Annotated in this window: 13 protein-coding genes; 6 read left to right on the top strand and 7 right to left on the bottom strand. The window is 51.2% G+C overall.

Features of this window, described 5'->3' with window-relative positions:
* Positions 1-19: 19 nt before the first annotated feature.
* The 5 genes from QT397_00395 to QT397_00415 form a co-directional block, all read right to left on the bottom strand.
* Entirely contained in the window at positions 20-1,150 is a 1,131-nt protein-coding gene (locus QT397_00395; protein ID WNZ53868.1) for a hypothetical protein, read from the bottom strand.
* A 139-nt stretch (positions 1,151-1,289) separates the two neighbouring features.
* Complete coding sequence (locus QT397_00400; GenBank protein WNZ53869.1) at positions 1,290-2,612, bottom strand: TRAP transporter large permease; 1,323 nt, start codon at positions 2,610-2,612, stop codon at positions 1,290-1,292.
* Positions 2,613-2,614: 2 nt separating this feature from the next.
* Positions 2,615-3,079: a TRAP transporter small permease gene (locus QT397_00405; GenBank protein ID WNZ53870.1), complete on the bottom strand. Its 465-nt coding sequence runs from the start codon at positions 3,077-3,079 to the stop codon at positions 2,615-2,617.
* 181 nt (positions 3,080-3,260) lie between these two features.
* Complete coding sequence (locus QT397_00410) at positions 3,261-4,202, bottom strand: C4-dicarboxylate TRAP transporter substrate-binding protein (protein WNZ53871.1); 942 nt, start codon at positions 4,200-4,202, stop codon at positions 3,261-3,263.
* Between the two features lie 176 nt (positions 4,203-4,378).
* Complete coding sequence (locus QT397_00415; GenBank protein ID WNZ53872.1) at positions 4,379-5,398, bottom strand: LacI family DNA-binding transcriptional regulator; 1,020 nt, start codon at positions 5,396-5,398, stop codon at positions 4,379-4,381.
* 353 nt (positions 5,399-5,751) lie between these two features.
* On the opposite strand from QT397_00415, the gene QT397_00420 reads away from it, so the two are divergent.
* The 5 genes from QT397_00420 to QT397_00440 all read left to right on the top strand — a co-directional run bounded on the left by QT397_00420 (position 5,752) and on the right by QT397_00440 (position 10,631).
* A complete protein-coding gene (locus QT397_00420; protein WNZ53873.1) occupies positions 5,752-6,942 on the top strand; it encodes a CoA transferase in 1,191 nt (396 codons plus the stop codon).
* 1 nt (position 6,943) lies between these two features.
* Positions 6,944-7,735, top strand: a complete 792-nt coding sequence (locus QT397_00425) for an enoyl-CoA hydratase-related protein (protein ID WNZ53874.1) — start codon at positions 6,944-6,946, stop codon at positions 7,733-7,735.
* Between the two features lie 25 nt (positions 7,736-7,760).
* On the top strand, positions 7,761-8,714 hold the full coding sequence (locus QT397_00430; GenBank protein WNZ53875.1) for an MBL fold metallo-hydrolase: 954 nt from the start codon (positions 7,761-7,763) through the stop codon (positions 8,712-8,714).
* Between the two features lie 16 nt (positions 8,715-8,730).
* Entirely contained in the window at positions 8,731-9,663 is a 933-nt protein-coding gene (locus QT397_00435; GenBank protein WNZ53968.1) for a 3-hydroxyacyl-CoA dehydrogenase family protein, read from the top strand.
* A gap of 152 nt (positions 9,664-9,815) precedes the next feature.
* A complete protein-coding gene (locus QT397_00440) occupies positions 9,816-10,631 on the top strand; it encodes a cyclase family protein (protein ID WNZ53969.1) in 816 nt (271 codons plus the stop codon).
* Positions 10,632-10,675: 44 nt separating this feature from the next.
* On the opposite strand, the gene QT397_00445 is transcribed toward QT397_00440, so the two are convergent.
* Positions 10,676-11,893 (bottom strand): MBL fold metallo-hydrolase, encoded by a 1,218-nt coding sequence (locus QT397_00445; protein ID WNZ53876.1) that lies wholly within the window; start codon positions 11,891-11,893, stop codon positions 10,676-10,678.
* Positions 11,894-12,240: 347 nt separating this feature from the next.
* On the opposite strand from QT397_00445, the gene QT397_00450 reads away from it, so the two are divergent.
* Positions 12,241-13,860: a hypothetical protein gene (locus QT397_00450; protein ID WNZ53877.1), complete on the top strand. Its 1,620-nt coding sequence runs from the start codon at positions 12,241-12,243 to the stop codon at positions 13,858-13,860.
* A 98-nt stretch (positions 13,861-13,958) separates the two neighbouring features.
* Here QT397_00450 and QT397_00455 read toward each other — a convergent pair whose 3' ends face one another.
* A complete protein-coding gene (locus QT397_00455; GenBank protein WNZ53878.1) occupies positions 13,959-14,456 on the bottom strand; it encodes a hypothetical protein in 498 nt (165 codons plus the stop codon).
* Between the last annotated feature and the right edge of the window lie 15 nt (positions 14,457-14,471).

The raw sequence follows: 14,471 nt of genomic DNA on the forward strand, positions 1-14,471 counted from the left end.
CTCGTTTGTGCTTGTATTATCAGGACTTGAAAGATTTTCGGTAGGCTGTGTCGATGAGATGCAGGGTCTCTTCTGTGTCCATATCTCCGCGAGCAAACGCGTTTACATAGTCGCCTGCATCATCAATGAACGGGAGGAAGCCTGAATAACGTGGGCGTAGCCAGCTGCGGTCCATCGTCTCGCGGACATTGCGGAACCAATCATTTGACAGCTCATTAGCCGCGTCATCGTTCCATGCCGCAGCATGTCCGGGTTGACCATTGTTCTGAACGTAAACACCGGTTTGACATTCTTTGCCAGCAAGCCAATAGGCAAACTTAATTGCTTCTTCTCTATGGGCACATTTGGCGGAAACGCTGATGCCGGTGCCGCCGATGATGGAACCAACAGGCCCATTACCACCCAAGGCAGGTAGATTTTCCTGATGAACGATCTTCTCGCGGAAGCCTGCTTGGGAGTAATTGACATAGCCAAACAGCACAGGCGCGTAAGAAAAATCATCGCAGGAAGACAGGATGTCCAGTGCACCAATTGGGTTCATGTCGAAGCAAGAGGTATAAACGTTCTTTGCGACAGCTCGCATTTGCTCAAGCACGAACCGGCCAGTTTCGCGGGTAACCAGATACTCCTGCGTCGTGCCGCATGGGTCGCCAACGTTAGCGCAAAGGCTCATGAATCCATCAATGGCGTCTACTGGTTTCAGCGGATAGAGTACTTTGCCCTGCTCTGCGAGACGGATCACCTCATCCCACTTAGTCACGGGCTCTTCTAGCAAGTCGCGACGACGGGCAGACACTTGGGCAGCAGCATCAATTGCCAGTGCCCATTGCGTTCCATTCCACTCATAGCTTTCGTGAGATGGGCCGATTGTGTTCTTGGCCAGATCAGCAAGTTCATCGGCGTACTCTGGCAGCGAAAGAGAGGCTAGAATATTTTGCTCACTTGCTTCGCCAACATGCGGATGGTCAATGACCATGAAGTCATAGGTGGAAGCGAGTGTGTCGAGGGGCTGATCACCGAACGCCTGTAAGGAGCGCTTCTCCCATTGGAAAGAAACACCTGGGTTTCGTCGGCTGTATTCTTCTGAGGCTGCGATCAGAGGATCTACACCGCGCGGGTGATCCCACGTCATACCTTTGAAATTAATCATTTTATCTCTGTGCAACTGTGTTCTGTTTTTGGAAGGATCAGGCCGGATGCAGAACCGGACGAGAAAGGCCTTCGTTTTAGGAGGAGCAGAGAAAGAGAGGGGAAACCTCCGTAGGGTGGCTCTTTCTCTAAGTCGGAAGCTACATGATACTCGGCAGGTAACTGGTGACCATTGGCACCTTCACCAGAAGGATGATCAGGATAAGCAGCATGATCCAGTAGGGTGCTGCCCCCTTAAAGATCTGGCCCAAGGTGATTGCGGGGTCATTGAGCGCCGCTTTCACCGTGTAAACGCAGAGCCCGAGTGGAGGTGTCAAGATACCTGCTTCGATTGCCAGGATCGCGATAATTGCAAACTGGAGGGGCTCGTAACCTGCCGCGATTGCAATCGGAGCAAAGATCGGAATGGACAGTAGAATGATCGAGTTGGAGTCGATGAACATGCCCATGATGAACCAGACAAAGACCATCACCACCAGCAGCATTCCCGGAGACAGACCCCAGCCACCAATCACGCCGTCTACCAGATCAATAACCCCGCCGAATGCCAGCAGACGACCATAGAAAGAACCAAAGATTAGCAGCAAAAGCAGAGGTGCTGAGACGCGACCTGTGTGCAGGATCGATTCAACGATCTGATCTTTCTTCAAACCTTTGATCAGAGCCAGGATGAAGCCCAGCAGAGCACCGAAACCAGCAGCTTCAGTCGGCGTAAACCAGCCAAACCAGATACCGCCGAGTACGAGGAAGATCACACAGATGGTGCCCAGACCACCAATGTATTCAACACGGCCCAGTGGTTCCTCATTGTACTGAACCTGATCATTCCCCTTGGTTTCACCAAGCCATTCCGGTCTGAAGATCGCCAGCCCGACAACATACAGCGCGAACAAGGTTGCCAGAGCGAGGCCCGGAATAAGGGCAGCCGCAAAGAGTTTGCCAATCGACATCTCTGTGAGCATGCCATAGATGATCAGCAGCGTGCTTGGCGGAATGAGCATGCCGAGACACGCACTCCCGGCAATACAACCAAGAGAGATGGAGTCATTGTAGTTCTGCTGCTTCATTTCCGGATAAGCAATCCGGGTGAAGGTAGCTGCAGACGCAATGCTTACCCCAACAGCAGCTGCAAAGACGGTGTTACCAGCAACCGTTGCCACAGCCAGCCGGCCAGGAAGGCGACGGAATGCCTTGTTCATGACCCGGTATAAGTCTTTCGCCGCGCCACTACGCGCTAAAAACTCACCCATCAGAACGAACAGGGGAATGACCGCAAAAACATACTCTCTCAATGCTTCAATCAGCGTGGTGGAGAGAAGCGTCATGGCCAGATCAAAACTGCCGGAGAAAGCCCAGACACCTGCGATTGTTACCAGACCCAATGCGACAAAGATATGGAAGCCAGCAAAGATCAAAAGTAGCAGACCGCCAAACATGCAGGAGACAAGCGTAAGTTCGGACATGATCAGAGCTCTTCTTGAGAAACTGAGGAATTACTGCCAGCCACAGCATCAAAGGCGCGAAGCAAGTAATTGAGGAAGGCAAGACAGCAGCAGAAAACCACGATTGTTCTTACCGGATAGACGGGAAAGCGAAACTGGCCGCCGCCAAAGTACTCGCCAATGCTCCATGAGTGCAGCATTGGTTCCCACGAGGCATAAATCATCATTCCGAGCAGTGCTGCACCTGCAAGCTCACCGAGCAGTCGAACGAATTTCTTCAAGCCTTTGGGAAGTAAATTTACGAACATGTCCGTGTGGAACATGCCATTTGTCTGGATGGAGTAAGAGATTTGAAGAAATGCGATAACAACAATAATATTGCTCACAATTTCTACTGTGCCAGTCAAAGGCTTATTGAATAAGCCACGCCCCAGAACATCCAACACAATCAAAGAAGTGACAAACAGTATTAGAAGCGCACTCAACATGTACACCCCTCTGTTTATGGCACTTATTGCGCTTCTTATTGTCATCTGCGCCCCACATACGCACTAAAGGTAGGAAATAACCAGAGGATCCAGAATCAGGCCCTGCAATGACTTGCCGCTTTAAACTCAGAGCAAGTGGCGCCACTGGCCGGGAGGGATCACCTCCCGGCCGAACGCAGTCCTATTTGATCTGGTATTCGTGTGGCCACTGATAGCCGAGTTCTTTCAGGTTCTTGATGTAAGTTCTGAAGATCTCGGTGCCAGGAGCACCACGAGAGGTTGCTTCTTCTGCCTGACGGTTCGGATACTCAGCCAGACCACGAGCCCATTTTGCTTGTTCTTCAACTGGCAGGTTGATGATGTTTGTGCCAGCCGCTTTCAGGTGCTCTAGCCCTTTCGCATCTGCTTCGTTCGCCAGCTCTGAAGAGTGGACTTCATACTCAGCTGAAACTTCGAGGAAGATGTCCTGAACTTCTTTTGGAAGCTTGTTCCAGCGGTCCAGATTCATATTGATGGAAAGTGCAGATGGGGATCCGAAGTTCGCCACGGTAAAGTTCGTGCCCACTTCCTGCAGCTTGAAGCCATAGTAAGGTCCAGGGAAAATAACCAGGCCGTCATAAATGCCAGACTTCAAAGCGTTGTAAGCTTCGCCCAGGTTGGTTGTAACAGGCGCAACACCAGTGCCTTCAAACCACAGCAGGTTTGGTCCGCCCGCACCAACCTTCTTGCCTTTCAGGTCTTCAAACTTCTCAAATGGGAAGGTTGTGCCAATACCGTAGTTGCCGTTTGCACCAATTGCGAGCAGCTTCTGGTTATATTTTTCTTCGAAAGATTTTGTGAGCCAAGGCACTTCATCAAACGTTGCGCGTACAGCTTTTGTCGCCATAACAGCGTCGCCAGTCTGGAAAGGGAAGTAGAATGGGAAATTCTGAACAAACAGCTCAGTGATATGAGGGTAATTGATAACACCAATATCAATCAGACCCTTCTGGGTTGCACCCAGAGTTTCTGGCAGTTTAACCAATGAACCAGAATAAGCTTTGATCCATTTGATTTTATGGTCAGTCCGCTCTTCAACGCGTTTGGCCACTTCAGGAAGGAATTGATATTCCAAGGCTTCCATATGGGAGAGGCCTTTGACAGGGTGGCCGGAACCTACCCGAAATGAAAAGGTATCTGCAAGTGATGTCGATACCAATGCAAGACTAGCTGCTGCAAATACAGCACTCCCAAGGGCAGTGCCCAGTGTTAAGCGTGATCTTTTAACGTCGTTTTTCACGATTTTCTCCCTGTGTAAAGTCACTTAACTTGATTATTATCTTTTGAGACACTCGATCTTTCTACAAGCAATGGGGCTTGATCGAGAATTTCCAGTTTCTTGTTTGAACTTGTTTTGCCAGAGCAAATCATCCGCACTGCTTCCAGTCCCATAGTGCGAAGAGGCATTTTCACAACTGTCAGTGCCGGCCGAACAAACTCAGCCAAGTTGACGTCATTAATACCGATGACAGAGACATCCTCTGGAACGCGTTTTCCAGCATCGTTCAGATAAGCCAGCGCTCCCACGGCTGACATAGCGTTCGATACCAAAATCGCTGTAATGTCTGGGCGTTGCTCAAACAGCTTCTTTGCTGCGTGATATCCGCTCTCATAATTAGGATTTGCCGCAGCTATAGCGCTTTCACTGATTGGCAGGCTTGCCTCCACAAGCGCCTGCTTCCAACCATCCAAACGAGCCTCACTGAACTGAAGGTTTCTTTTGGTGCTGATAACGCCGATATTCTTATGTCCGTGATCAATCAGATACTGCGTCGCCATTTTTCCTGCGAGAAGATCATCCATACGCAGAACCGGAGCAATGTTGATATCGCCAGATTGCAGGAAAACGAGTGGGATTTTGCGACTGACAGCATGCTCAATCGCTTTGTCGAGCTCTGTGCCTGCACCTTGAAGTATAAGTCCGTCTACTCCGCCACCGGCAATAAGGCTTTCAATCTTGGATACGTTGGCGCCAAGACTATCTGCCTCTCCAACCAGAATAATCTTGTCGAATTCAGAGGCACCAGCTTGCGCGCCAGCAACGATCTCTGAGTAAACGGGATTAGTAATGTCATGCACAACGAGTGCAAGAAGTCCTGTTTCTGAGGATCGAAGAGACCGGGCTGCCACGTTTGGCTTATATCCGGTTTCCTCAATAATCGCCTGAACGCGTGCTCTGGTTGCAGCACTAACACGGAGTTTTTTATCTCCGTTGACGATCCTCGACACAACGCTTGGAGAGACACCTGCACGATTTGCAATGTCTGTAATTGTAACCACCCTAGGCTCCCCTGTGTTGGCTCATCGAAAAAACTCGATTCGAAATCAATTCGTAATTTTGGTAGCATTGGTAAAACGATTGCTCAACACTTTTACCAAATTTTTTTTGAGTGGTAAAACGTTGTACCCATGAATACGGATTCTCTGAAAAAGATATTTTTTGCTCTTTACAAAATTCAAAATTCGGGAAACGTTTGGCGTAACGGATGAACCCTTCACACAAAAATAGGGCCATTCGCTTCTTTCAATTTATCCCACTTAGCGCCTCGAAATTCTATTTCGAGCGGGTTGCTTCCTGCGGCCTGCGATAGCTCATGGGTTTTTGAATATTGAGATAATCTAAAGAGGTAAAAATGAGTACTGCTAAGCAGGTTGGGGCTCTTGAAGGGATCAGGGTACTTGACTTTACGCAGATGATGCTTGGTCCACTGTGCACACAAAACCTGGCTGACCTTGGAGCTGATGTCATCAAAGTTGAGCGCCCGGGAAAAGGCGAATGGATTCGTTCTATGCCTATTCTCGGCGAGCTGGTTGGCGGTGATGGTGCTGCATTTCATGCATTCAACCGCAACAAGCGTTCCATCACCGTCAACCTGAAGGCTGAAGAAGGCCGTGCAGCGCTCCTTGAAATGGCAAAAAACTGCGATGTTGTCGTCGAAAACTACCGTTCCGGCGTCATGGATCGTCTCGGGCTGGGGTATGAGGACTTCAAAAAGGTCAATCCAAAAATCATTTATGCCTCCGGCAACGGTTGGGGCACCTATAGCTATCTCGCTAAAGACAATTGGCCGGGGCAGGATCTTCTGATTCAGGCCATGTCTGGCATCATGTTCAACACCGGTAAAAAGAGCGATGCACCAACAGCTTGCGGCACCGCAGTTGCAGACTTTGCAGCCTCACAAGCATTGGCGATTGGCATTCTCGGCGCAATCATCGCCCGCAACACACACGGTGTAGGCCAGAAGCTGGAAACAAACCTCTACTCAGCAACCCTCGCGATGATGGGTCAGGAGAACTTTGCCGTTCTCAATCAGGACATCGCTCTGGAGCGCTCCGAAGCAGGTATTGCATCTGCATGGAATGATGCGCCTTACGGCAGCTACCCAACAAAAGACGGTTGGGTCTGCATCGCGATGTGCCCGCTGGACAAACTAGGCGACATCCTTGGCAGTGAGGAACTCGGTAAATTGGATTCCTGGGAAGAGCGCAACGAAGCAAAACGCCTCATTGAATCTCTGACAGTCGCCAAAACCACCGAAGAGTGGATGAAACAGTTCCGCGAACAGGATGTTTGGGCAGCGCCAATCCGAAACGCGCATGAAGCCATGCAGGAACTGGTTGATCTGGATTCTGGCCGACTGGTCACTATGCAGCACCCGGTAGCGGGCGAAGTCAAAGCGGTGGGCAATCCAATCACGCTATACGGAACTCCAGTCCAGACAAAATCCGCTGCACCAACCGTTGGCCAGCACACAGAAGAAGTTATCACTGAAATGCTGGGCGAGGATACCTATCGCAAACTCAACGAAGCTGGAGCACTTTGAGATGGAAGAACGTCTCCATAAACATCTGGTAGTTGAGCGCAAAGGCCCCATCGAAATCTTGCGCATTGACCGGGAAGAAGCTCTGGGAGCTCTCAACTTCGAAATTCAGGAAGCCATCGGCAACTATGTGAATGAGCTTTATGCACGTAAAGACGAAGTTCGCGTGTTGATCATCACGGGAACTGGCCGCGGTTTTGTAGCTGGCGCAGATATCACGGGCTACCATAATGTAGGGCAAACAGTCTTCGACGACTTCCAGCGTCGTTCCCGCCAGACCTTTGATGCCATCGCGAACCTGCCACAAGTCACCATTTGTGCAGTCAATGGATATGCTCTGGGCGGCGGTTTCGAGATCGCTATGTGCTGCGATTTCATTCTTGTGAATGAAAAAACCAAACTCGGCCTACCGGAAATCAAACTTGGCCTGCTGCCAGGTGGCGGAGGTACACAGCGCCTGCCGCGTCTTGTTGGGCCGATGCGTGCAAAGGAAATCCTGCTCACAGGTCGCATGATTACTGCCAAGGAAGCTGTTGAGTATGGCGCCGCATTGGAAGCCTGCGCGCCTGATGAACTGATGCCTCGCGCTATGGAACTAGCAGAAACTCTTGCAGCTCAAGCCCCCGTCGCTCTGCGGGAAGGCAAACGCGTCAACGATGACGGCCTTGATACAGCGCTAAGTGCTGGCCTGACATTTGAACAGCGTGTTCTGGGCGCTCTTTATGCGACCGAAGACGGAAAAGAAGGCATCGCTGCCTTCATTGAGAAACGAGCCCCTGTGTTTCAGGGCAAATAATAAAATTCATAGCGAGGGAAGAAAAATGTCCGATAGCGTCATTAGTTATAGAAAAGGTCCATTTGCGACAGTCAGCATGGGTCTTCCGGGCGATCACGAAGGTAAGACCGCAACCCGCGTATTCTTCGTAAAAGGTGAAGACAAGCTGGCACTCATCGATTCCGGTCTTTATGGCGGATTGCCAGATCTTAAAAAGGCATTCGATGAGTTGGGATACAAAAAGTCCGATCTGGATTATCTGCTGATTACCCATGAACACATGGACCATGTTGGCAATAATGGTTGGTTGAAAGAGGAAACAGGCTGCAAAATCCTGTCTCATCCAGGCCGCATGGACCGCATTGCCGACAACATGCTGAACGCAAAAAACATCGTCCACGCATTCGCTGAAGGTGAAGAGTTCGATCTGGATCCTGAGTATCTGGACTGGATGGGTCCAACAGCTGCTGGCTTGGACATGATCATCACTGAAGGCGACAAGATTGACCTTGGCGGCGGTGTTGTTCTGGAAACCGTTGAGTTCCTCGGTCACTCCATGGCGGAAATCGGCTTCTTTGAAGAATCAACAAAGACCCTTGTTATTGCTGATCCTCTTCTTCCTAAGATCAATCCGGTTCTGTACCTCTACGAATGCCCAAAAACCATGCGGGCAACCTTCGATAAGCTGGAACGTTTCCTGAAGGAGCGTAATGTAGAAACCGTGATCTTTGCACACGAAGAACCTATGGGCGTTGAAGGCACCATGGAACTTCTCAGTGACTGCCGTCGCCGAGTGGATCAGGTTGAAAAGTCCATTCTGGACGCAATTAAGGAAAAGCCTGGCATTTCCTTCCGGGAAATCCGTGACCGTGCTTGCGACGATCAAGGCATGGTTCGCGAATGGCGTGCGCTTGTTTCTGTCAACGCCAGCCTGAATGCCTTCGAAATGAAGGGCGTCGTGAAAAAAGAAAATAACGGATGGGTATACTGCGGTGAGTAAATTGCCAAAATGCGCCGTGATTGGCGCCGGTACCATGGGAACGCACATTGCGTTCTCATTGGCCCTCGGTGGAGCTGAAGTTGCTGTTTGGGATCGCCCGGAAGCTGATCTAGCAGATTCCGCAAAACGTGCAGAACAGGCTTTCGACTTTGTGGTTTCTGAAGGCCTCGCCAAAGCAGAAGACAAAGAAGCTGTTCTCAAGCGCATTTCCTTCACCAATGACATGAAGGAAGCAGCTGGACCAGCAGGCTTTATTATTGAGGCCGTGCTGGAAGACATCGGCATCAAACAGGCTGTGCTGAAACAGGCAGAGGAGTTCTGTTCAGAAAACGCAATCCTGTCTTCAACCACATCTGCTCTGAGTGCAACCTCCATTCAGGCTGCCCTGCACAAACCAAGCCGCTTCTGTATCGCTCACTACGCACAGCCAGCGTATCTAGTAAAGCTTGTTGAAGTGGTTCCAGGTGAGCAGACGGATGAAGCGGTGACTGAAGCTGTTACACAGCTGCTAAACGATACTGACAAAACACCAGTTCTCTGTCCGGATATCCCTGGCTTCCTCTGGGCACGCATCCAGCATGCTGTCCTGCGTGAATTTGTTTGCCTCGTGGACAAAGGCCTTGTCACTCCAGAAGCTTGTGACACTATCCTGAAGCAAGGTTACGCCTCACGTCTTCCGGCAATGGGCGCTTTCGAACACGCTGATCTTGCCGGTCTTGACCTGATCAGCGGCGATGCCGCACAAGCTGTCTGGAAAGACCTTTACAACGTCAGCGACCCACACGAGACCTCAATCGGCAAACTCCTGAAAGAAGGCCACACCGGCATGCGCTCCGGTCAAGGCTTCTACAACTGGAAAGACCGTGACCCCGACCAATTCAAATCCAACCGCGACACCGAAATCGTCCGCCGCGTGAAGATTCAGGCTGGTGGTAAAGTTGTGATGTAAAAAGATACACAAGAGAAACGGTGGCACAGAAGGACTGTGCCGCCGTATGCACCCCTCACTTCGCGTCCCTCAACCCTCCTTAACACTTCTCCCCTAGGCTTCAGCATCAAATCAAAAGCCCATAGGGGAAGAGAATGTGTGATGCGTGTGTGATGGAGGTGGTGAAGGGGCGGTTGTCGCGGAGGGGTTTTTTGAGTGGGGCTGTGGCATCTGTGGCTGGAGGAGCGGTGTTGAGTGCGTCCGCGCTTTCTGCGACAGCGAATGTGTTGCCGGAGAGTGTTTCGTTTTCCAATGTGATTGACCTGACACAGACACTGACGCCGGACTTTCCCACGTTTGAAGGCGGGCCTGCTTTTGAGGAGAGTTATGAGTATACTTTTGCAAAAGATGGTTTGAACCTGAAGACCTTGCACTATCACGAGCATGTGGGCACGCACTTTGATGCGCCGATCCATTTCAGCAAAGATGGGCAGTCCATTGATGAGATTCCCATTGAAAAGTTCGTCTGTCCTCTGGCGGTGATTGATGTGCGGGATCAGGCGGCGAACAATCCTGACTACCGAGTTATGCCGGAAGATATTCTGGCTTATGAGCAACAGCATGGCCGGATACCGGACAGGGCCTGCGTTGCGATGCTATCCGGCTGGCCTCAATATGTGGGAACGGAGAAGTATCGGGGGGAAGACAGCAAAGGTGTGCTGCATTTCCCCGGATTTCATGAGGAAACAGCCAAGTTTCTGATCAATGAGCGCAGTGTTTATGGGCTTGGGGTAGACACCCTCTCCATAGATTATGGACCAACGAAGGACTTCCCCGTGCACTACCTATGGCTTGGGTCCGGGCGGTATGGCATTGAGAACCTCACCAATCTGGATCAGGTGCCCTTGGCGGGTGCAACAATCATCGCTGGGGCGCCAAAATTTAAAGGCGGGACCGGCGGTCCGGGGCGGGTTCTGGCCGTTTATTGATGCAAAAACGGAGAGCGGCCTTCGCCTGCTCTCCTTTTGAATTGTCAGTTTGATGGACGGGAGGCCACTCGGGGTTCACCGCTGTTCATCTCTTTGGCACGCTTGACGATTTCTTCTACACGCGTTGCCCAGATTGGGCGCTCTTCTGAGGTTTTCCATGGCACCTGAGGCCACCAGGCGGTGGTGGAGACCACTTGCCCCGGCTCAACAGAACCACCCGGCAGCGGCACTGCCAGATCAACACCATACTTTTCGGCAGCAACCATGACCCGTTCAACTGGTTCTGTCCAGTTGTGGGAGGACAGATCAAACAGGCCCCAGTGAACCGGTAGCATGGTTTTGCCCTTCACCAGTTTGTGGGCCAGAACGGCTTGTTCCGGACCGAGATGGGTGTCCTTCCAAAGCGGGTTGTAGGCACCGGTCTCGATCACCGTCAGATCAAACGGGCCGAGGCGTTCGCCAATCTCCTCAAAGCGATCATGCATGCCGGTGTCGCCGGAATAGAACACGGCGTGCTCAGGGCCATTAAAGGCCCAGCCAGCCCAGAGCGTTGCGTTAACGTCGCTGAAGGTGACAGAGCGGCCAGAGCGGTGGCGTGACGGTGTGGCGGTCACAGTAGTCTCTTCCACATTTGCGGACTGCCACCAGTCCAGCTCAGTAATGTCAGCGCTCGCAACGCCCCAGTATTCCAGATGAGACCCTACTCCAAGCGGGACGATCCATTGCACCCGCTTTTGCGCCAGCTTTTGGACGGTTGCCATGTCCAGATGGTCGTAGTGATCGTGAGAGATCACCACCGCATCGATCTCAGGCAAGTCTTCCAGTGCAATCAGCGGATCATAGAAGCGCTCTACCCCTGCCCATGGCAGTGGAGAGGCGCGCTTGCTCCAGACCGGGTCGATCAGGATACGTGTCTCTTCCAGCTCCACCAGAAGCGTGGAATGGCCGAACCAAGTCACGCGGGCACCGGACTCAGGCGGTGTGTTCAGACGGTCGCCGATGGTTTCGGTCGGAACAGGTTGCTGCGGACGGTTGTGATCGGTCGGCTCCAAAATGAACTGACGGAAAATCTCATTCAGTGGGCCGCGGACCATGGGAAGCTTGTTTGCAAAGCTGCCATCGGCCCATTGGTCAGACTGGGCTAGTTGTGCCTTATGTTCCTCATCTGGCTTCTGCCCCATATTGGTGTAGGCACTGGCGTAGATCGCACCAACTCCAATCACCACAACGCCCAGCACTCCACCAGCAATTTTCTTAATCATTCTCTTTTTGCAATCTCTTACAGCCGAGCTTTTGGCGCTTTGCCAGCTCTTGTTGCCCTTCTCTTGTTGCTTAAACTAGGAAGCACGAAGTGTACATACCAGACGCAATTTGTAAATTTTGCACCTTGCCTTGCAAAATTGTGATGTTCATCACAAAATGCGGAAGCTCCAAGATGCGTTGACCACTCTAATACTCTTAGTGAAAATTCGCAGCAAAACATCGTGCGTGGCTCAAGCCGCGGTTAACTGAACTGCTCATTTGACAGTATCTCCCTTAAGAATGCTCAGTATTTTGACCTTATAGATGGTGAAAAGCCAAAGTATGCGCAGTTGTTTGGAGCATCTCGATGCCGAAGTCTAACCTCACCCCCGAGCAGGAACAGTGGACCGAACTGGTCCTCAAACACTTGAACTTGAAGAACGTGGATGAGGTACAACTGGACGAGAGTAATGCGGGCCACACGCAGCCCAACGAGGTCAATCCGGGCAAACGAGCCGCCCGCCGCGCGCGCGTGCTGGTTTCCAAAGACAGTCCCGCAGCCTATCAGCAGCAGGCTGAGCAGGCGGCAGAGCAGTTCAAGGCTGAAATCACGCAACTCTCCAACCGGTATCAGACACTGGCCAACAACGCCCAGAAACTGGACGCGCAGGCCCGAAAGCAGCTGGTCACCAAGGAGCATATCGAGGCGTTTAAGGTGCAGGTTGAGAAGATCAGCAACACCTTCAAGCAGTTCAATAAAAATTTCTCTGGTCAGCAGCGCCCGGATGCGGGAACCATCAGCCTGCTGAAAACTTTGCTGGACAAGGTGCAATACCATATCAGCGAAGGTAAAAAGGTTCTGCAGCAGGGCTGCAAGCATGCGGACGAGATGATCGCCAAGGAAATGCCTGCGGTTGAGGCCTACAAGAACACCGTTGAAGACACCTACAAACACCGCGATGAACTGGTGCAGTGGGGTGTTGAGACTGCCGCCTTCGACAAAGCGCACCGCATCGCCAACCTTCCCCTTCTTCGCATGCAAAAGGCAATTGCGGATCACAGCTATCCGGGCCTGAAGTTCATGCTTGGTAAGATCAAAGGCAAGAAGGAAGGCTTCGTCAAAGCCTATGAGGATGCCAAGGAGCAGATTGAGAAGAACCGTGAGGATGCGCAGCAGCGGCTGGATAAAACCCTTGCCGATGCCACCGCGTTAAACAAGCGGTCCTCAGAACTGGAGCATGCTCCAGAGGCACTCGCCCAGTTTACCTCTGCTTTTGACAAGGTGGCCGCTGCCACGCCAAAGGGCCTGCAAGCGCTTTCCGGCGGAGATTATCAAGGCGCCATCGCAGTGGTGCATGAGAATGAAAGTGCGCTGTTCGATATGCAGCAGATCTGGTTTGCCAGTGCCTCAACATCAGAAGACGAAGCAGATGGGCCAGTTGAGAAGGGCAAGCCCATCCCCACACGCAAGAAGCTTGAGAACCTGCGCAATGCTTTGGATCAGGCGTATGAGCGGCTGCCTTTCATCAAAGACTGTCTGCCCAATGCGCATCAGTATGAGGCAGAGTGCAAGTCTTTGAAGACATTGCTCACTTCAGCTCAGTCTGATCTGATTTCCGGCAGAGTGGAAGAAGCGGAAGAAAAGGTACTCCCACTTAGGAAAATCCGCTTCCAGCTCTACAGCATGACCCACAAGGCCAAGGGGCAGCTGGAGTGGGTTGAAAAACAGCTCATTCAGCTGAAAGACGAAGCAAAGTCCTGGCTGGATCAGCACAAAGACCTCAAACTCATCAGCCAGTCAGACGAGAACGCCAAGCAAAGCTTTGATGCCTATGTGAAAGAGGCGGATGTGGTGAAAAGCCACTTCGATAATGCGCAAGGCCACCTTGAGAACGGCAAGGCCATTCAGGCGCAAAAATCCGTCGATGAAGGCACCAACAGCCTGAAACGCCTCATCTCACACGCCACCGACATTGAACTGGATTAGGCCTATTTATTGGGCTTAATCGAGCATGATTACCGAAAGCTGGAACAGACACACCTTTTCAGGATCTGACCTAACACGCTAAGGCCGATGCGAAGCTGTTATAGTACTTCCATATCAATCTCAGGATGTTTTTCACGCCACCTCAAAAAAGGCGCGATATTTTCTTCTGCAATCCAGTCTTCATCAGCTTCATCGTTACGAGCCGAATCGAAATACTTTATTTTTTCTTTCTTAAAACGCGCCATCAACTCATCTGAGCAGAAGTATGTATTTGGGGCTATCACTTGGCTTAGCCATAAATGACGACCTGCAATTTTTGGTTTACTCAAGACCAGCCCATCGTCGTGCGTCAAGAGAAACGGCATCTTTCTCTCGATAGCTTCGACCCTCCAGCTTTGCGTACAGCCTGCAGATTTTCCAACTAATATGGCGGCAAACTTTTGACCTACATTAATCAAGTAATACCGCTCATCATACGGGATACCATCTTTGTTCTTTAATTGAATAGGAAAGAACTGATGTACATCGGGTTCAAGCTCTTCAACGATGCACTTAAACTTTTCGCTTACTGCACATGTGGCAGGCATCACAAACATATCGCAGAGCTTTTT

Source organism: Microbulbifer sp. MKSA007 (genome assembly GCA_032615215.1).
Taxonomy (GTDB): domain Bacteria; phylum Pseudomonadota; class Gammaproteobacteria; order Pseudomonadales; family Cellvibrionaceae; genus Microbulbifer.